The sequence below is a fragment of the Pseudonocardia sp. TRM90224 genome (assembly GCF_021245725.1).
Lineage (GTDB): Bacteria > Actinomycetota > Actinomycetes > Mycobacteriales > Pseudonocardiaceae > Pseudonocardia.
This window is the reverse complement of sequence record NZ_JAJGSX010000002.1, coordinates 69,971-88,136: the sequence shown is the minus strand read 5'-3', so window position 1 is coordinate 88,136 and position 18,166 is coordinate 69,971. Positions and strand designations below refer to the sequence as shown.

Sequence of the window (18,166 nt, the reverse complement as noted above, 5' to 3'; positions counted from 1 at the left end):
AACCCGCCGGAACCCCTTCGCCACACCAAGATCATCCCAACCCCACCCGACCAAAACGCAACAGCCTCTGTGAGGGCCGGAAAGTGGCTTTCCTGCCCTCCCAGCCGCGCGGGCCTCAGTCGCCCAGCGCCCGGTACTGCCTCGCCGCGAGCGGCAGGAAGACGGCGGTGAGGACGGCCGGCCAGATCAGCGCGAGGGTGACGGCGTGCTCGGTCGCCCAGCCCTGCGCGTTCCAGACGGGGTTGCCGAACAGCTCCCGGATGGCGGTCGCCGTTGCGGAGAGCGGGTTCCACGTCCCGATCGCGCCGAGCCAGCTCGGCATCGTGTCCGGTGAGACGAACGCGCTGGACAGGAATCCGACCGGCCAGACGAGCACCTGCACGGCGACGGCCGACTCCGGTGTCTTCAGCAGCAGCCCGAGGTAGATCCCGACCCACGTGAAGGCGAACCGCAGCCACATCAGCAGCCCGACCGCGCCCAGCGCGATCAGGAAGCCGCGGTTCGCCGTCCAGCCGACGAGCAGCCCGGTGCCGACCATGACCGCGATCCCGACCAGCGAGTTGAGCAGGTCGGCGAGACTGCGCCCGGCGAGGATCGCCGTGGTCGTGACCGGCATCGCGCGGATCCGCTCGGTCACACCCTTCGCGGTGTCCGTCGTGACGGCGACGACCATCGACTCCAGCCCGAACAGCATGGTCATCGCGAGCATGCCGGGGATGAGGAAGTCCATGTAGTCGCCGTCGGGGACGGCCATCGCCCCGCCGAAGAGGTAGCCGAACATCAGGACCATCAGCACCGGGAACATCAGCCCGATCACGATGGAGACCGGACGCTGCTTCCAGTGCAGGAGGATCCGGCCGGTCAGGGTGACGGCGTCGCGGAGGCTGCTCGCCGCCGGCGTGCCTGGTCCGAGGTCGGTGGCGGTCATGGCGTCGGCTCCGTCCTCTGCTCCGTCTTCTGGGCGGCGGCGTGTCCGGTCAGGTGCAGGAAGACCTCGTCGAGCGTCGGCTTGCGGGTGACGGTCTCGACGCGGTCGGGCCCGACCTTCGCCTTGAGCTCGTCGGGGGTGCCCTCGGCGACGACCCGGCCGGCGTCGATGACGGCGATCCGGTCGGCCAGTTGGTCGGCCTCCTCCAGGTACTGGGTCGTCAGCAACACGGTTGTGCCGGTGCCGACGAGCGACCGGATCGAGGTCCAGACGTCGATGCGGGCCCGGTGGTCGAGCCCGGTTGTCGGCTCATCGAGGAACAGCACCGGCGGGGCCAGGATCAGGCTGGTGGCGAGGTCGAGCCTGCGCCGCATCCCGCCCGAGTACTCCGCGACCGGTTGGTCGGCCGCCTCGGTGAGGTCGAACCGTTCGAGCAGCTCACCGGCCCGCCGGCGGGCTGCCGGCGTCGGCAGGTGGTACAGCTTCCCGAAGAGCGTCAGGTTCTGGCGGCCGGTCAGGATCTCGTCGACCGAGGTGTTCTGCCCGACGAGCCCGATGCGGTAGCGCGCGCGGCGCGGATCGGTCCGCACGTCGTACCCGGCGACCGATGCCTGGCCCGCGTCCGCGCGGAGCAGGGTGCTCAGGATCCGGACGGCCGTCGTCTTGCCGGCGCCGTTCGGACCGAGCACGCTGCAGACCGTGCCGGCGGCGACGGTGAGGCTGAACCCGTCGAGCGCCGTCTTGTTCTTGAACCGTTTGTGCACGTCGACGGCACGTATCGCCGTCGAGCCGACGTCTTCGTATGCCATACGGAGAAGCGTAGCACCGAACTTCGTATGGCGTACCGAGTAATTCTCCTATGATGGGGCCATGGCGACGGAGATCAGCGGCAGCAGCGACCCGGCGCGGACGGTCGCGACCCTGTGGGGCACCCGGCAGCTCCCGCAGCGGGGCCCGAAGCACACGCTGACCACCGCGCAGGTGGTCGGCGCCGCGATCGGGATCGCGGACGCCGACCAGGACCTCGCGACGCTGTCGATGCGCAGGGTCGCCGAGTCGCTCGGAGTCGGGACGATGTCGCTCTACACGTACATCTCGTCCCGTGAAGAGCTGGTGGAGGCGATGCTCGACGCGGTCTACGGCGAGGCCGTCGAGCAGCTCGGCGAGCTCGGCCCGGAATGGACGGCCGGCCTTCGCCGCATCGCCCAGGTGAACTGGGACCTGCACATGCGCCACCCGTGGGTGCTGCAGATCTTCACCGGCCGCCCGGGCCTTGGTCCGCACGCGCTCGCCAAGTACGAACGCGAGCTCCGCGTGATCGACGGGATCGGCCTCACCGACGTCGAGATGGATGCGGTCCTCACGCTGGTGCTCACCCACGTCGAAGGTGTGGCCAGGCGGCGGATCGAGGCCGATCGTGCGGTCCGTCGCACCGGCATCACCGACGAGCAGTGGTGGGAGAGCGTCCGTCCGGTGATCGACGAGGTCGTCGATCCCTCCCGGTTCCCCGTCGCCGTGCGGGTCGGGCAGACGGCTGGGCAGGCCCACCAGGCGGCGCACAATCCCGAGCACGCCTACGCCTTCGGGCTGGAGCGGCTGATGCAGGGCGTTCAGGTGCTCGTCGAGACGCGGGCCGCCGCGATCCTCCATTGACCCGCCGGCCCTGCTGTTCAGCAGGGTTGTGACGGATCGCGTGCGCTGGAAGAACGGTCGCGTGCAGTCACTCCAGCAGCAGTCGGTGCAGCCCGTGCTCGGGGAGCGGGACGTACCCCGCTCTGACCAGCACATAGAGGTACTCGGGGTTGGTCGAGCCGAACGCGCGGGGCAGGCCGAGCCGCAGCGCCCGCTTGATGGCCCGGTCGAGCCGGTCCTGCACACCCGATTCGGTGATGCCGAGCCGCCGGCCCGCCGCAGCCAGCGTCCGCGCCTCGGCGGGCGACGCCGGCGGCCACCGGAGGTGATCGGCGAACACCGCCCGCAGCGCCGCCAGCTGCCCGTCGGACATCGGGGTCGGCCGCGCGGGCTGGTAGGTGCTCGTCCCGGAGCCCGCTGCGATGCGCGCGCCCGCGGTGGTGGGGGCGATCATGTCGGATTCGAGCAGCACCCAGTGGCGCCGCGGGTCGGTGCCGTCGGCGCCGGTGAGCACCCGGAACGCGATCCGCGGCCAGACGAGCGAGTTGTGCCGGCCGGCCAGCGTCGGTGGCTGGCCCCAGGGGTGCAGCATCGCGCCGTTGCGGTTGCGGATCTCCACCTGCCAGCCCTGTTCGGTGGCGGTGACCGCTGCCGCGACCCGCGACACCCCGCGGTCCTCGATCTCGACACCCAGCGGGATGTCGCCCTCGCGGCCCACGAGCACGGTCTGTCCCACCTGGACGGGCAGCCCGATCGGGATGCAGGACCGCACGCCATCATGGGCGGCCACCAGCACCCACCGCTGACCGTCCCCCTGACAGTCCAATGCTGACGCCACGCCCAGATCTTGGAGGAACCATGTCCGCCGGCGAGTTCTGGGTCGGGCCGCCCGATGCCCCCGACACGTTCCGGCTGGTCGCGCTGCTCGGCGCAGGTGGGGAGGGTGAGGTGTGGCGGGCCGTGCTGCCGCTCTCGGCGAGCGGCCGCCGCACCGTCGCGGTCAAGATCGCCCACCCCGCGTGGGACGACCCCGATCGGGAGCAGCGCCTCCAGCGGCTCGGGCACCTGCTGCGCAGCCTGTCGCACCCGGGGCTCGTCCGGGTCACCGACGTGTTCGTCGGCCCCGCGAAGCACCGCGAGGGCAAGGCCGAGCCGAGGTCGTCGGCCGAGTACGTCGTCATGGACTTCATCGACGGCCCGACGCTGCGGGAATGGTGCGACGAGAACCCCGACGCCACGGCGAGCCAACGGCTGCGGATGCTGCGGACCGTCGCCGCCGCGTTGGACGAGATGCATTCCGGCGCCGAGACCACCGTCCCCGTCGCGCACGGCGACGTGAAGCCGAGCAACATCGTCGTGCGCGACGGCGGAGCGGGCACCGTGCTGGTGGATCTAGGTCTCACCCGGCTCGTCGACGCGACGGGCGTGTCCGGCCGGAGCGCACCGTACGCCGCGCCGGAGCTGCGGGTGCTCGGTGCGCAAGCGTCACCGGCCGGCGACCGGTTCGCCTTCGCGGTCACCGCGGCGCACGTGCTCGTCGGGCAACCGCCGCCGACGGGCCCCGACGGGTGGCTCGACGAGCGAGCCCTCCAGGCGTTGCTGCGGGCCGCGCCCGCGACCCGCCGGCGCCCGCAGCTCGTGCGGCAGGTGATGGCGGCCATCACGGCGCCCGAAGAAGCCCGCCCGGGCCGGCTGCAGAGCTGGCTCGACGATGCTGCCGACTCGTTGTCGCAGGTCACGGACAGCGGGATGGCGCCGGCGCAGCTCGGGGAGGAGACGGTGGCGCCGGTCGCGGCGATGATCCCGCCGCCGCCCCCGGTGCCCGCCCGGCGCTCGCGGGGGCCGTGGATCGCACTGGCCGCAGTGGCGGCGCTGGTCGTCGTAGGCGTGGTCCTGTTCCAGGTGAACAGCCCAGCGAGCCCCACCACGGTCGTCCCCGGACAGACGACCACCGAGATGGCGGAGCCGCCGCCCGTACCCCCGGTCACCACCACCCCGTCAGCGGACGAGCAGGTGCACACCGGGAGCGTCGACGGCCTGGAACCGCCGGAGGGCTACGACTTCGAGTTCGGCGAGCGGCACACGCCGGAGGACTATCCGGGTCTCGACATCAGCGGGCGGAGCGCGGAGTACGGGTTCGACTCCCTCGCGACGACCGAGGGCGGCCGCCTTTCCCGCCTCCCGGCCGGCCCCGGCGAGCCCGGAAAGGCCGACTGCGACCGTCTCCCGGATACCGCGTGGACGAAGAACGTCCCCGGAGTCCCCGTCGGCCGGTCGGTTTGCGTGCGCACCAGCGAGGGCAACATCGCCATCCTGACGATCACCAAGGCCTGGACGGGCCCGAGCGAGGAACAACGGAAGATCGGCTTCACCTACCGGATCTGGGGCAACATCTGAAATCTCCCCACCGTTTTGCGCACTTGCGCGCTCCACAGCCGCGCAAGTGCACAAAACGGTGGGGAACTTGGGGTCAGGACGCCGCGACGCGGACGCGGTGGTGCGCGCCGCCGGAGAGGAACGCCGCGAGATCGCGGCCCTCTTCGGCGACGGCCGTCCGGTCGGCCCGCGAGAAGCGCCGCAGGGGCGTGACGGCGACGGTGCCGTCCTCGACGCTCCAGGTCGCGGCGACCCGGCCGTCGACGAGCACCGCGCGCTCGCCGGCCACCGAGAGGCCGCGGTGTGCGTCGTCGACGATCCGGCTGCGGTCGTCGTAGCCGAGTATCGCGTTGTCGAACGCCGGCAGGAACCGCACCGGCGCTGCCGTCTCCGGGTCGGGACGAGGGACGTCGGGCAGGTCGAGCAGCTCCCGACCGCGCTCGTCCCGGAAGGTGATCAACTCGTCCCGGACCGCGGCCACCGCCTTGGGCAGCCCGGCGAGGCCGCACCACGCGCGCAGGTCGGCGGTGGCGGCCGGGCCGAACGCCGCGAGGTAGCGGCGCACCAGCTGCTCCCCGACCGGATCGGTCCCGCCCTCGGCGAGCGGCTCGACGTCCCGGCCGAGCCACGCCGTAGTCGGCAGGTTCCGCACCCCGGCCGTCGAGCCCCACACGCCACGCGGCGGGAGCTGCACCATCGGGATCAGCGTCGCGACGACGATCTCGCCCAGCACCCGCGGGGCCACGGTCGGCCAGCGCTCGGCGAGCGTGCGCCCGAGCTCGCCGATCGAGCGCGGGGTGCCGTCCGACATGATCTCGGCGCCGGCCGCCCGCAGCTCGTCGATGTCGACCCCGTCGAGGTCGCGCCGGTACACCCCGAGTGCGCGCTGCTTCAGCATCGCGTCGTGCCGGGATCGCCAGGCGATGGCGTCGTCGGCGGTGACGAGGTGCACCGTGCGGCGCATCAGGTGGGTGCGCACCACCTGCCGTTCGACCAGCAGCTCCGAGAGCACCGCGGGGTCGAACGCCTGCAACCGCGACCAGAGCCCGAAGAACGGTTCCTGCGGCTCCTGCGCCTGCAGGCCGCCGAGGTGCGCGACGGCGTCGAGCACCTTGACGTCGGCCCGTTCGAGCAGGAACTGGCGGGCGAGTGCCGCGCGGTTGAGCGCACGGGCGGAGAGGACGGTCGGCATCGGCTCTGGTTGCTCTGTCTGCTCAGGTCGCGGTCGTGCCGTCGATCGTCTCGCGCAGGATGTCGGCGTGCCCGGCGTGCTGCGCCGTCTCCGCGATGACGTGCACGAGCACCTGGCGGACGCTGCGCACCGAGCCGGGCTCGTTCCACGGGGCGTCCGGCAGCAGGTGGGTGGCCGACATGTCCGGGACGGTGGCGATCACCTGCTCGCTCCTCGCCGCCACCTGCTCGTAGCGCTCGATGATCCCCGCCAGCGTGTCGCCGGGCAGCATGCTGAAGTCGTTCTGGTGGTCAATGGCCCACTGCGGGTACTCGCTCACCGTGCCGGCCGCGAAGTCGGCCCAGGTCACGCCGTCCGGCAGGGCGAAGGACATCGCCGATGGCCCCTCTACGACGAATCGCATCCAGGCCTGCTCCATCGCCGCCACGTGCTTGATCAGCCCGCCGAGGCACAGCGCGCTGACGGTCGGGTGTGCGCCGAGCTGCTCGTCGCTCAGCCCGTGGGTGGTGGCGACCAGCGCCGCCCTCGTGATCGCCAGCTCGGCGAGCAGGTCGGCCCGCTCGGGGTCGAGGGCCTGGCTGGTGGTGGTTGCGGTGGTCACGGTGGATCCGTCCTCTCGGTTGTGTTCGACCAGGATTTCGCCAGAAGAGGTCAGTTACGGTCCTCTTCTGGCGGCATCATCGACGGCGTGCTCAACACATCGGCGCGGCTGCTGTCACTGCTCTCGCTCCTGCAGGCCCGCAGGGAGTGGCCGGGCGCGGTGCTGGCCGAGCGGCTCGACATCAGCCTGCGCACCGTGCGCCGCGACGTCGACCGCCTGCGTGAGCTCGGCTACCCGATCCAGGCGGTCAAGGGCCCCGACGGCGGCTACCGGCTCGCTGCCGGCACGGAGCTGCCCCCGCTGTTGTTCGATGACGAGCAGGCCGTCGCGTTGGCGGTGGCGCTGCAGATCGCCGTCGGATCCGGGGCCGGCATCGGCGACGCCGCGATGCGCGCGTTGACCACCGTCCGCCAGGTGATGCCGGCCCGGCTGCGCCACCGCATCGACGCGCTCCAGGTCACCGCCGTCGACCGCGGCGGCCCGGCGCCGCAGGTTGATCCCGCGGTGCTCGTGACTCTCGGGGCCGCAGTACGGGCCCGCGAGGTGCTGCGGTTCGGCTACGGCGACGAACTGACGCCACCGCGCCGGGCGGAGCCGCACCACCTGGTGACCTGGGGTGGGCGCTGGTACCTCGTCGCGTGGGACCTCGACCGCGCCGACTGGCGGACGTTCCGCGCCGACCGGATCAGCCCGCGCACCCCGAATGGCCCGCGGTTCGTCCCGCGCGAAGTGCCCGGCGGCGACGTCGCGGCGTACGTTGCCGACCGCTTCCGCGGCACGACCGGCTACGGCTACTGGCCGTGCCGCGGTGAGGTCGTGCTCGCGGTTGCGGCCGCAGAGGTCCTGCCGTACGTCGGCGACGGGATCGTCGAGGAGATCGACGCCGACCGGTGCCGGCTCCTGCTCGGGTCATGGTCGTGGGTGGGGCTGGCCGCCGCCGTCGGCCGGTTCGACGTCGACTTCGAGGTTGTGGGTCCGGAGGAGCTGAAGGCGGCGATCGTGGTGCTGGCCCGCCGCTATGCCGCTGCGGAACTCCGGTGAAGGCTGCCTTTACAACCGCTCGCTCTCGGCGATGAGACCCCCGATCACCCGGTCCAGCGCCCAGCTGAAGTCCTGCTCCGGATCGCTGCCCGGCAATACCTTGAGCAGCCGGCTGAAGTGCGGGAGCGTCTCCGGGTTCACCGTTCGGATGATCACGTCGAGCTGCTCGGGGTCGGCCGAACCGCCGAGCGGCCGGTCGAACCCGACCGTCGAGAGCACCAGCGAGCCGTAGATCACGCTGTTCACCGTGCCGAGCGCGCGGCGGACGCCGTTGTCGTCGAACCCGGCCTCGAAGAGCGCGCCGACCATGTCGTCGATCGGTCGCAATGCGGCGAGCGTCCGCGGGTTCGCCTGGTCGGTGACGACCGCCCGCGGCACCACCGGGTGCTTGCTGAGCAGCCGGTACATCGCGTGCGCCATCGTCCGCACCCGCTCGTGCCACTCCTGCCCCGGGTCGGCGCGCGGGACCTGGGCGAAGACGCGGTCGGCGAGCCCGTCGAGGATCTCCGCCTTGTTCGCGACGTGGTTGTAGAGCGCCATCGCCTCCACGCCGAGCGCCTTGGCCAGCCGACGCATGGAGAGGCCGTCGAGACCTTCCGCGCCGGCGATCTCCAGGGCGGCGTCGAGGATCTTCTCTCTGGTCAGCGGCTCACGCCTGGCCATGGGTGCCCACCTTCCACGAGTTCGATGCTTGACGAATTTACACCGTACATGTTGCTATGTACGGCGTAAATTTACGGCGTAAGTATGCGAGGTGGCGATGAGCGACGTGATCGTGGCCGGCGGGGGCCCGACCGGCCTGCTGCTGGCGAGCGAACTGCGGTTGGCCGGCGCGGACCCGCTGGTGCTGGAGGCCGCGACCGACCCGGAGCGGCGGACCCGCAGCCTCGGCCTGCGTGGCATCAACGGCCGCAGCACGCAGACGTTGGAGCTGCGTGGCCTGTCAGGTGCACTCGAAGCGGGGATGCAGGAGGTGCTCGGTGAGCTGAGCCGCGACGCACCGAATGCGGAGGTCGTCGACGGGCTGATGCGGCTGCTGCGGGAGGGTCGGGCGAAGGGCCACTTCAGCGGGCTGCCGCTGATCGCGGAACCGGGTTCGACACCGCGGAACATGATCCTCAAGCAGCACGAGCTGGAGCGGGCGCTCGCCGCGCACGCCGTCGCGCTCGGTGTGCGGATCCTGCACGGCTGGGAGGTGGTCGACGTCGTCGAGGAAGCCGGATCGGTGCTCGTCAGCGCGGCGGACGGCCGCGTGGAACGTGCACCGTGGCTCGTGGGCTGCGACGGCGGGCGCAGCGCGGTGCGAAAGTGCGTCGGGATCGAGTTCCCGGGCACACCCGCGACGATGACCGGCCGCACAGCGGTGGCCGAGCTGGCCGACCCCGATGCTGTGACCTCGTCGATGCGCAGCCGCAACGGCACACTCACCTTCTCGCCGGAGCGCGGGGAGATCGCGACCATCGAGTTCGACGGCGGCCCCGGCGACCGTGACGTGCCGGTGAGCGCGGCCGAGATGCAGGCCAGCATCCGGCGGGTCTCCGGCATCGACGTCGAGGTCACGCGCCTGGTCGCCGGGATCCGCTACAGCGACAACACCCGGCAGGCCACGTCCTACCGGCGCGGTCGGGTGCTGCTGGCCGGTGACGCGGCGCACGTGCACTCGCCGATCGGTGGGCAGGGCCTGAACCTCGGGCTGCAGGACGCGGCGAACCTGGGGTGGAAGCTCGGCCTGGTGGCGCGCGGGCTCGCGCCGGAGTCGCTGCTGGACACATACCACGCGGAGCGCCATCCGGTGGGCGAGCGCGTGCTGCGCAACACCCGCGCGCAAGTGGCGCTCATGCGGCCCGGTCCGCAGGTCGACGCCCTCCGTGAGGTGATCGCGGAACTGATGACGGTCCCGGCGGTGAACGCGCGGTTCGTCGCGATGGCCAACGGGCTCGACGTCGACTACGCGCCCGACGATCAGTGCGAGCTGGTCGGCAGGTTCGTCCCGGAGCTCAAGACCGGGGAGTCGGGGCTGCAGCGCGACGGGCGGGGGCTGCTCGTGGACTTGACCGGCTCGGCGGCGGTGCAGGGTGCCGCGGCCGGGTACGGCGACCGGGTGCACGTGACCGGTGGGGTCGACGGCGAATGGGCGGCCCTGCTCGTCCGGCCCGACGGCTACGTCGCATGGGCGAGCACGGACGCCGACGCCGGGGGTCTCCCCGAGGCGTTGGAGGCGTGGTTCGGCTCAGCGCTCCCGGCCTAGCACCGGCTTGATGTCGATCACCGGTGTGCCGTCGACGGCTTCGAGGTCGTGCACGTCGAGGGTGGTGCCGTCGATGCCCGCGACCGTGACGACGTGCAGCCCGACCGGGTTGGGCCGATCCGCGGACCGGGTGGAGAAGACGCCGGTGCTGGGCCGGCTCGGGTCGTCCCGGGGGTGGACGGCCAGCACGTCACGATCTCCCTCGTGGAGCCAGGTCAGCACGATGACGCGGGTGCCCGCGGCGAGGTCGGCCATGGCTTCGGCGAGCTCGGGGCGGATGACGATCCGTGCAGGCGGCGCACCTTCGTCACCTTGCTTCGGGGCGGCACTGCGGTCGGTCAAAGGCGACCGGACCCAGCCGATCGGCCGCACGTCGTAGGTCTGCACGGCGCCCATCGTCCCCCGGGGTGGCCGCCGGTGACCGGGCGATCCGCTGACGACACCCAACCGCGGACGGGTTCGCGGGGTCTTGGTCCACGACGGCCGCACCGCGAGGGTGCGGTCAGAGTGAGATCGGACCACGACCATGCAGCCAGGTGCCGGCGACTTCGGCGGCTACTTCCGAGATGTCTACCACGGGCTCGTGCGACAGCCCGACGGCCTGCGTCGGCGCAGGTTCCTCGATGGGGAGCTGGCGCCGGCCGCCGCGCACCTCACCGAGCTGGAACCGCTCCGCGTCCGTGAGCGCATGCCCGCAAAGGGCCATTACACGCTCGCCGACGACCAGCTCCGGCGTTCGATCGAGATGTACGCGCTGAGCCGGATCAGCGACTACCTGCTGGAGTCGTCCTGCCCGGACGGTCTCGTCCAGCCCGGGTTCGGGGTGACCGGTGGCAGGCGGGTCGATCCTGAGGCGCTCGCAACGCACACCGGGTTCCTGAGGGGAATCGGCCTCACCCCGTTCGAGCACGGCGAATCGTTCTCCCCGTTCCACCACGAGGTGTTCGCTGTCGTGACGGACGACAGCGCCACGGCCGTGACCGTCGAGGAGGTGCTCTGGCCCGGCCTGTGGTTCGGCGACCTGCTGTTCTCGCGCGCCGGCGTGCGGATCCGCGCGCCGCGGCATCTGATCGATGCCGCCGCGACGACGACCTCGCCCTTGTACTTCACCTTCCGCCGGTATCCCCGCCGGACGAGCGACCCGTCACACGGCTGGGGCGCCAACTCCCAATGGAGCACCAGATTCGCGCGCTTCTACGCCGACGCCGATGGATTCCACTTCAACTGGGACGGCAGGACCGACATCGGCGCAGATCCGCCGGTGTCACCGGACGGCCATCCGAACCCCGACGCCGAGCGGTCGGTCGCCCGGCGGCGGGAACTGTTGCTGAACAGATGCTTCGTGCGGATGCCGCGCCCGATCGACGACGACGACTGGTACCCGTTCGACGGTCGGATGAGCGTCACCAACAGCGTTTGGCCGTTGCCCGAGGGCTCGATCGTGCACCCGACATGGAGTGCGTGTTAGTAACCGTTCTGATCCGGGTATTCGGTTACTCGACGAGCGCGGAACGTCCGCGACCGGGAGGACCGGTGAGGATCGAGATGAAGCGATCGGCGAAACCCCGCCACCTGTATCGCGAGGTCAACGGGTTGGAGATGCACTACAGGGAGGCGGGTGTCCCCGACTCGACGGCCGTTCTGCTCCTGCACGGCTTCCCGGCCTCGTCGCACTCGTTCCGCGAGGTCCTGCCGAGGGTCGGGGAGCACGCCTACGTCGTTGCACCCGATCTGCCGGGTTCCGGGCTCTCCGCCGCGCCGCCTTTGGACGAGTACGACTACACCTTCGAGGAGCAGTCGCGCGCCGTCGAAGCACTCGCGAAGGAACTCGGGATCGAGCGCTACGTCCTCTATTTCACCGATTTCGGCACTCCGGTCGCATATCAGCTGGCGATGCGGGATCCGGACCGGGTGCTCGGGCTCGTCGTGCAGAACGGAAACGCCCACGACGACGGGCTGGGCGAGGGCTGGGACGTGTCGCGCCGGTACTGGGCCGAGCCGACCGAGGAGCACAAGGCGGCCCTGCCCGATTGGTTCAACTTCGCCGAGACCCGCGAGCAGTACCTCGGCGGGTTGGCGCCGCCGCTGCGCGATCTGCATCCGCGGGACGCCTGGCACCTCGATTGGGTGCGCCTCGCCCGGCCGGGGCTGGAGGAGATCCAGTTCCAGCTCTTCTACGACTACCGCAATCACGTCGCCCGGTTCCCCGACATCGCCGATTACCACGATCGGCACCAACCGCCGTGCCTGATCGTGTGGGGTCGCCACGACCCGTTCTTCGAGATCGACGAGGTCATGGCCTATCACCGGCGGATGCGGACCCTCGACGTGCACCTCTTCGACGGCGGCCACTTCCTCCTGGAAACGCACGCGGCCGAGGTCTCGGATCTGCTCATCACGTTCGTCGGCGACGTGCGCGACAGGGCAGGTGCCGTCCGATGAGCACCAAGAAGCTCACGCTGAGCCCGCTGTCGGAGAAGACGTGGGCGGACTTCGAGAGCGTCATGGGCAGGAGCGGCGGCGCGAGCGGATGCTGGTGCATGCACTGGCGTCTCAGCATGCTCGAGTTCATGAAGAACAAGGGCCGCGGCAACAAGGCGGCGATGCGCGAGCTCGCGCTGGCCGATCGGGCCCCGGGTGTTGTTGCGTACCTCGACGACGAACCGGTCGCATGGTGCGGTTTCGGCGACCGGTCCGACTACCCGCGGATGCAGCGCTCATCGGTGATGAAGCCCGTCGACGAGGCGGAGGTCGTCTCGCTCTCCTGCTTGTACATCAAGAAGGGCCACCGCGGGGCGGGTCTATCGACGGCGCTGATCTCCGCAGTTTGCGACCACCTCGCCGGGACGTCGAGCGCCGACTGGGTGGAGGCCTACCCCGTCGAGCCGGCGCAGGGGCGCAAGGCGGGTGCCGACAACGCCATGACGGGGATCGCCAGCGCCTTCCTCGAGGTCGGGTTCACGGAGGTCGCCCGGCGCCGCCCCGATCGCCCGGTGATGCGGTTGCCGCTGCGATGACGTGGGAGGACGACCACTTCGTCGCCGGCGATGCCGCGCTGGACTTCGCCAACACGGTGTTCCGGCGCAGGCCCGAGCTCGGCAGCGACCTGCTCACCGACACCGCGGTGCTCGCCGAGTGGCTCCGCCGCGCCGGTGTCGTCGCGGGCGTCGTCGCCGGTGAGCAGGAGCAGGCGGACGGCGCAGGAGTCGACCTCGTCGAGGCGCGGCAGCTCCGGGCGCTGTTGTGGGAGCTCTTCGACGCGTGTGTGGAAGGGCGCGACCTGCCCGGTGCCGCGCTGGCGTCCGTGTTCGAGGTGCTCCGCCGTGGCCTCGGCGATGGTGGGTTGGTGGTCTCGGCCGAGGGTGTGCCCACCGTCCGCGGCTCCCGCCATGCGCTGGCGGCCGTCGCCCTGCGTGCGGTGAAGCTCATGGTCACGCCGGGTGGGCCGCCGATCCGGACCTGTGACCGCTGCGGCTGGTTCTTCCTCGACGCCTCCCGCGGGCGGCGGCGTCGCTGGTGCAGCATGAAGACCTGCGGCAACCAGGCCAAGGCCGCCCGCTACCGCTCCGCGCATGCGTGAACACTGAAGGTAGGCCACGGATCAGTGCGCTGACCACACGACTGGCGCATGGTCACGCTTCGTGTACCCTCGCCCCGAGTTCGGTCCATGCGAAACGACGAAGGAGATTGCCTTGTTCGGGGGATCCGGAATTACCGGTTGGGTCGTCGGGATTGCTGACCGATTTGTCGAGGTGCTCGTGCCGGGCCAGGAGGCTGCGGCGATGTTCTGCGCGGAGACCGTGATCTTTTGCGAGTGCAGGACTGATGGCAGCAATCCGCTGACGCGATTCCGGTACGTCCAGGATTGCTGCGCAGGGCATTGCACGCCCTGCTACCAGGACGGCCTCTGCTGATCCTGGTGTGATGTCGTGATCATCCCCAGCCCGCCGCAAGGTGTGTGGGAGATCGGTCCCGTCCCGATCCGTGCCTACGCCTTGTTCGTCGTGCTCGGGATCGTCGTTGCCGTCTGGTGGGGTCAGAAGCGCCTGTCGGAGCGGGGTGGCGCGGCCGGGACGGTGGGTGACGTCGCCGTGTTCGCCGTTCCGTTCGGTGTGGTCGGTGGTCGCCTCTACCACGTGATCACCGATCACCACCTGTACTTCGGTGCGGGCCGGGACCCGCTCCGGGCGTTGTACGTCTGGGAGGGCGGCCTCGGCATTTGGGGCGCGGTCGCGCTCGGCGCTGTCGGCGCGTGGATCGGGTGCAAGCGCAAGGGCTTGCCGTTGCCGGTCTTCGCCGATGCGGTGGCGCCGGCGATCGCGGTCGGGCACGCGATCGCCCGGCTCGGCAACTACTTCAACCAGGAGCTGTACGGCGCGCACACGACGTTGCCGTGGGCGCTGGAGATCTACCACCGGGTCGACGCCAACGGCGTGGCCGACCAGCTCAACGGCGTCTCCACCGGTGTTCCACTGCCGGGGAGCCCCGTGCATCCGACCTTCCTCTACGAGCTGTTGTGGAACCTCGGCGTCGCCGCGCTCGTGGTCTACGTCGACCGCAAGCAGCGCCTGGGCCACGGCCGCGCCTTCGCCCTCTACGTCGCGGCCTACACGCTGGGCCGAACGTGGATCGAGCTGATGCGCACGGACCCGGCCACCCCGGTCTTCGGCGTGCGGGTGAACGTCTGGGTCTCGATCCTCGTCTTCGCCGGCGCCCTCGCCTACTACCTCTGGGCGAGGAAGAAGGGCCCACGCGAGGTCGTGAGCGCCTCGCCCACTGACAGCGCGGCTGACCTCCCGCACCCCACGGGGGCCCGCCCGCGTGAGTAGAAGCTCAGCGAGGAGGCCAGCCGAGCAGCGTCTGCACCGCGGTGTGGGAGTAATCATCGTAGGTTTGCGCGGGGGTGGAACATGGCCAGCGACGAGCAACGGGCCCGGTGGGCGCGGTATTGGGACCGGTCGGCACCTCGCACGGACTCTGCGATGCAGGTCATGGACCGAGTTTTGTTTCGCGACAGCCGTGCATGGGTGTGCAGTCGCGCGGCCGGTGAGGTGTTCGAGGTCGCCGTCGGCACCGGGCTGAACCTGCCGCACTACCCGGCCGGGATGCGGGTTCGTGGTATCGACTTGAGCCGGGCGATGGTTGAGCTGGCCCGTGCCCGGGCGCTCGAGCTCGGAGGCGATATCGAGGTTCGGGTCGGTGATGCCGAGCACCTGGACCTGCCCGACGGTTCGGTCGATTCGGTGGTCTGCACGTTCTCGCTGTGCGGGATCCCCGATCACCGTCGCGCGCTCGCTGAGATGGTGCGAGTGCTGCGCCCCGGCGGATTGCTGCTGCTCGCCGACCACGTCGCGTCCACCGTCGCGCCGGTGCGGGCGGTGCAGTGGTTGACCGACCTGGCGTCGGTGCGGTTCATGGGCGAGCACTTCCGCCGCCGACCCGCCGACCTTCTTCCGCAGCTCGGGCTCGACATCGTCGAGATCGAGCGATTCGCCGGCGGCGTGGTGGAACGGCTCGCCGCCCGCAAACCGGCGTAACCGGCACGTTTGCCAGCGATCAACAACTCACCGGGACAAATACAACGCGAAGCGCGGCAGAGAAGACTCAGCGCGAAGCGCGGCCGGGGCAAGGTTCAGCGCGAAGCGCGGCAGAGAACGCTCAGCGCGAAGCGCGGCAGAGAAGACTCAGCGCGAAGCGCGGCAGGGGCAAGGTTCAGCGCGAAGCGCGGCAGAGGGAAAACGAACGAGACGCAACCACAGGAGATGGGGGTCCGGGGGCGAAGCCCTCCGGCCGGGGGTCTGGGGGCTCGGCCCCCAGAAGAAACGACGAAGACCGATGGGAAGGCCGACGCACAACAGTCGGCACACCTCACCCATCGGTCGAGTGCGCCCGAAGGGATTCGAACCCCTAACCTTCTGATCCGTAGTCAGATGCTCTATCCGTTGAGCTACGGGCGCTTGCTCTTCAGTTGTCCTACCCTGGCACAGTCGATGGTACCCGACCACGCCAGCGCGGAGGCTCCGGGATTTGAACCCGGGATGGGGGGTGACCCCAAACCGCATTAGCAGTGCGGCGCCATAGACCAGACTAGGCGAAGCCTCCCGGGGCCTCTCGGCCTCCAGCGCTCACCAGAGTACACATGCCGCTCCAGCGGTTTCACGACCCCCCGGCCAGTGCGATGAAGGGGGTCAGGGCGTCGGGGTTCTGGAGGGCTCCGCGGCTCACGGCCTTGTCGGGGTCGACCCCCGCGATGATCTTCTTGACGGGGACCTCGCACTTCTTGCCGTTGAGGGTGCGGGGGACGGCGTCGATGACGATGAAGCGGTCGGGGACGTGTCGCGGTGACAGTTCGGCGCGCAGGGTGCGGCGCAGGGTCGGTTCGACGTCCTCGAGCGTCGCGCCGGGGGTGAGGACCAGGAAGCAGAGGAGCGCGCCTTCTTCGCGGGCGCCGAGCGCGGTGGTGTCGATCACGAGTGAGTCGGCGATCTCGGGAAGGGCTTCGACGACGGCGTAGAAGTCGGCGGTGCCCATGCGGACGCCGCCGCGGTTGAGGGTCGAGTCGCTGCGGCCGTAGATGATGTACGAGCCGCGGGTGGTGCGGCGGACCCAGTCGCCGTGGCGCCACACGCCGGGGAAGTCCTCGAAGTAGGCCTCACGCAGGCGGCTGCCGTCGGTGTCGCCCCAGAACGACACCGGCATGGAGGGCATGGGCCTGGTGATGACCAGCTCGCCGACCTCGTCGAGGATCTCGTGGCCGTTCTCGTCGTAGGCCACGACGGCGGCGCCGAGCGATGCGCAGGAGATCTCGCCGAGCCACACCGGCACGTTCGGGGCTGCGCCGACGAATCCCGCGCACACGTCGGTGCCGCCGGACATCGAGCTGATCTGGATGTGTTTCCCGACGGCGTCGCCGACCCAGTGGAAGCCCTCGACGGAAAGCGGGGCGCCGGTCGAGCCGATCGCGCGGACGGCTGTGAGGTCGTACCGCTCGTTGGGGCGCAGCCCCGCTTTGAGGCTGGCCTGGATGAACGGCGCCGAAACCCCGAAGTACGTCACGTGGTGCTGCTCGGCGAGCTTCCAGAGGGTGCCGAGGTCGGGGTGGCCGGGGTTGCCGTCGTAGAGCACGATCGTCGCGCCGACGAGCAGGCCGCCGATGACGAAGTTCCACATCATCCAGCCGGTTGTGGTGAACCAGAAGAGGCGTTCGCCGGGCCCGAGCTCCAGCTGCAGTCCGAGCGCCTTGAGGTGCTCCAGCACGATGCCGCCGTGGCCGTGCACGATGCCCTTCGGCAGCCCGGTCGTGCCCGACGAGTAGAGCACCCACAGCGGGTGGTCGAACGGCACCGGTTCGAACTCGATCGGCGCGGCCGTCGCGGTGAACCCGCTCCAGGGCACCGTGCCGGCGAGTTCCGCCGATTCGTCCAGGTACGGGACGAGGACGGTTGCCTTGAGCGTCGGGAGCTGCGCCTGGAGGGTCTCGACGTTGGGACGGATGTCGTAGCGCTTGCCGCCGTACGCGTAGCCGTCGACGGCGAGCAGCACGGCGGGCTCGATCTGCGCGAACCTGTCGTGCACGGCGCGGGCGCCGAAGTCGGGCGAGCACGACGACCAGATGGCGCCGAGGCTGGCTGCGGCGAGGAACACGACGAGCGTCTCGACGCAGTTCGGTGCGAGCGCCACCACGCGGTCGCCGCGCCCGACGCCGGCGCGCACCAGCCCTGCGCGGGCCCGGCCGACGAGGTCGCGCAGCTCGGCGTGCGTGACCGTGCGTTCGAGGCCGTCCTCGCGGGCGAAGACGACGGCGATGTCGGCGTCGGCGCGGCCGGGGCCGTCGCGCAGCGCGTGTTCGGCGTAGTTGATCGTGGAGCCGGGGAACCACTCCGTCCCGGGCATCCCGGTCGCGCCGAGGACCGCTTTCGGCTGCTCGTGGAACCGGACGTCGAGGAACTCCGCGACGGCCGACCAGAAGCCTTCGAGGTCGTCGACCGACCAGGCGTGCAGCGCCGCGTAGTCCGCCGGCTCGAATCCGCGGTGCTCGCGCAGCCACTCGGTGAACTCCGCGAGCCGTCCGCGGTGGTCGGGATCGGGAGCCCACAGGACGTCGGGGGTCTCGGACGCAGCCATGCCGGTCAGCATGCAATCCGGGCG

Annotated in this window: 18 protein-coding genes and 2 tRNA genes; 10 read left to right on the top strand and 10 right to left on the bottom strand. The window is 70.7% G+C overall.

The genetic code is table 11. The features are described from left to right. Positions 1–115: 115 nt before the first annotated feature. The gene (locus tag LL648_RS04150) at positions 116–928 is read right to left on the bottom strand and encodes an ABC transporter permease (protein WP_232661052.1); all 813 of its coding nucleotides are present in this window, start codon (positions 926–928) and stop codon (positions 116–118) included. Further along, positions 925–1,737 carry an ABC transporter ATP-binding protein gene (locus LL648_RS04145; protein ID WP_232661051.1) on the bottom strand — a complete coding sequence of 271 codons (813 nt, stop codon included), beginning with the start codon at positions 1,735–1,737 and terminating at the stop codon, positions 925–927. The genes LL648_RS04150 and LL648_RS04145 overlap by 4 nt, the downstream gene beginning before the upstream one ends. Positions 1,738–1,798: 61 nt before the next feature. On the opposite strand from LL648_RS04145, the gene LL648_RS04140 reads away from it, so the two are divergent. Continuing rightward, positions 1,799–2,581, top strand: a complete 783-nt coding sequence (locus tag LL648_RS04140) for a TetR/AcrR family transcriptional regulator (RefSeq protein WP_232661050.1) — start codon at positions 1,799–1,801, stop codon at positions 2,579–2,581. Between the two features lie 67 nt (positions 2,582–2,648). On the opposite strand, the gene LL648_RS04135 is transcribed toward LL648_RS04140, so the two are convergent. After that, entirely contained in the window at positions 2,649–3,398 is a 750-nt protein-coding gene (locus LL648_RS04135; protein ID WP_232661049.1) for a hypothetical protein, read from the bottom strand. A 20-nt stretch (positions 3,399–3,418) separates the two neighbouring features. Here LL648_RS04135 and LL648_RS04130 point away from each other — a divergent pair, with 20 nt between their 5' ends. Further along, positions 3,419–4,957: a serine/threonine-protein kinase gene (locus LL648_RS04130; protein ID WP_232661048.1), complete on the top strand. Its 1,539-nt coding sequence runs from the start codon at positions 3,419–3,421 to the stop codon at positions 4,955–4,957. A 73-nt stretch (positions 4,958–5,030) separates the two neighbouring features. Here the strand turns inward: LL648_RS04130 and LL648_RS04125 are convergent, their stop codons facing one another. Together LL648_RS04125 and LL648_RS04120 are read right to left on the bottom strand one after the other, a co-directional pair. Next, positions 5,031–6,128, bottom strand: a complete 1,098-nt coding sequence (locus LL648_RS04125) for a winged helix DNA-binding domain-containing protein (RefSeq protein WP_232661047.1) — start codon at positions 6,126–6,128, stop codon at positions 5,031–5,033. A gap of 22 nt (positions 6,129–6,150) precedes the next feature. After that, complete coding sequence (locus LL648_RS04120; RefSeq protein WP_232661046.1) at positions 6,151–6,729, bottom strand: DinB family protein; 579 nt, start codon at positions 6,727–6,729, stop codon at positions 6,151–6,153. 87 nt (positions 6,730–6,816) lie between these two features. On the opposite strand from LL648_RS04120, the gene LL648_RS04115 reads away from it, so the two are divergent. Further along, positions 6,817–7,770, top strand: a complete 954-nt coding sequence (locus LL648_RS04115) for a helix-turn-helix transcriptional regulator (protein ID WP_232661045.1) — start codon at positions 6,817–6,819, stop codon at positions 7,768–7,770. A 9-nt stretch (positions 7,771–7,779) separates the two neighbouring features. Here LL648_RS04115 and LL648_RS04110 read toward each other — a convergent pair whose 3' ends face one another. Beyond that, positions 7,780–8,433: a TetR/AcrR family transcriptional regulator gene (locus LL648_RS04110; RefSeq protein ID WP_232661044.1), complete on the bottom strand. Its 654-nt coding sequence runs from the start codon at positions 8,431–8,433 to the stop codon at positions 7,780–7,782. Between the two features lie 97 nt (positions 8,434–8,530). On the opposite strand from LL648_RS04110, the gene LL648_RS04105 reads away from it, so the two are divergent. Continuing rightward, positions 8,531–10,018, top strand: coding sequence for an FAD-dependent monooxygenase (locus tag LL648_RS04105; protein WP_232661043.1), 1,488 nt, complete (start codon positions 8,531–8,533; stop codon positions 10,016–10,018). Here the strand turns inward: LL648_RS04105 and tsaA are convergent. Continuing rightward, positions 10,001–10,414, bottom strand: coding sequence for a tRNA (N6-threonylcarbamoyladenosine(37)-N6)-methyltransferase TrmO (gene tsaA / locus LL648_RS04100; RefSeq protein WP_374111979.1), 414 nt, complete (start codon positions 10,412–10,414; stop codon positions 10,001–10,003). The genes LL648_RS04105 and tsaA overlap by 18 nt on opposite strands. Positions 10,415–10,544: 130 nt before the next feature. Between tsaA and LL648_RS04095 the strand changes: the two genes are divergently transcribed. From LL648_RS04095 to LL648_RS04070, 6 genes are all read left to right on the top strand, one after another. Continuing rightward, complete coding sequence (locus tag LL648_RS04095) at positions 10,545–11,486, top strand: hypothetical protein (protein WP_232661041.1); 942 nt, start codon at positions 10,545–10,547, stop codon at positions 11,484–11,486. 65 nt (positions 11,487–11,551) lie between these two features. Further along, positions 11,552–12,460, top strand: coding sequence for an alpha/beta fold hydrolase (locus LL648_RS04090; RefSeq protein WP_232661040.1), 909 nt, complete (start codon positions 11,552–11,554; stop codon positions 12,458–12,460). Next, on the top strand, positions 12,457–13,035 hold the full coding sequence (locus LL648_RS04085) for a GNAT family N-acetyltransferase (protein ID WP_232661039.1): 579 nt from the start codon (positions 12,457–12,459) through the stop codon (positions 13,033–13,035). Before LL648_RS04090 ends, LL648_RS04085 begins: the two co-directional genes overlap by 4 nt. Next, entirely contained in the window at positions 13,032–13,598 is a 567-nt protein-coding gene (locus LL648_RS04080; protein ID WP_232661038.1) for a CGNR zinc finger domain-containing protein, read from the top strand. The genes LL648_RS04085 and LL648_RS04080 overlap by 4 nt, the downstream gene beginning before the upstream one ends. A 349-nt stretch (positions 13,599–13,947) precedes the next feature. Continuing rightward, complete coding sequence (lgt, locus tag LL648_RS04075; RefSeq protein ID WP_232661037.1) at positions 13,948–14,847, top strand: prolipoprotein diacylglyceryl transferase; 900 nt, start codon at positions 13,948–13,950, stop codon at positions 14,845–14,847. Positions 14,848–15,000: 153 nt separating this feature from the next. Beyond that, positions 15,001–15,555, top strand: a complete 555-nt coding sequence (locus LL648_RS04070) for a class I SAM-dependent methyltransferase (protein WP_232661036.1) — start codon at positions 15,001–15,003, stop codon at positions 15,553–15,555. A 347-nt stretch (positions 15,556–15,902) separates the two neighbouring features. Here LL648_RS04070 and LL648_RS04065 read toward each other — a convergent pair. From LL648_RS04065 to LL648_RS04055, 3 genes are all read right to left on the bottom strand, one after another. Continuing rightward, positions 15,903–15,975, bottom strand: a tRNA-Arg gene (locus LL648_RS04065). A gap of 55 nt (positions 15,976–16,030) precedes the next feature. Beyond that, a tRNA-Ser gene (locus LL648_RS04060) sits at positions 16,031–16,120 on the bottom strand. A 54-nt stretch (positions 16,121–16,174) separates the two neighbouring features. Further along, on the bottom strand, positions 16,175–18,142 hold the full coding sequence (locus tag LL648_RS04055; RefSeq protein WP_232661035.1) for an acetoacetate--CoA ligase: 1,968 nt from the start codon (positions 18,140–18,142) through the stop codon (positions 16,175–16,177). Positions 18,143–18,166 lie beyond the last annotated feature (24 nt).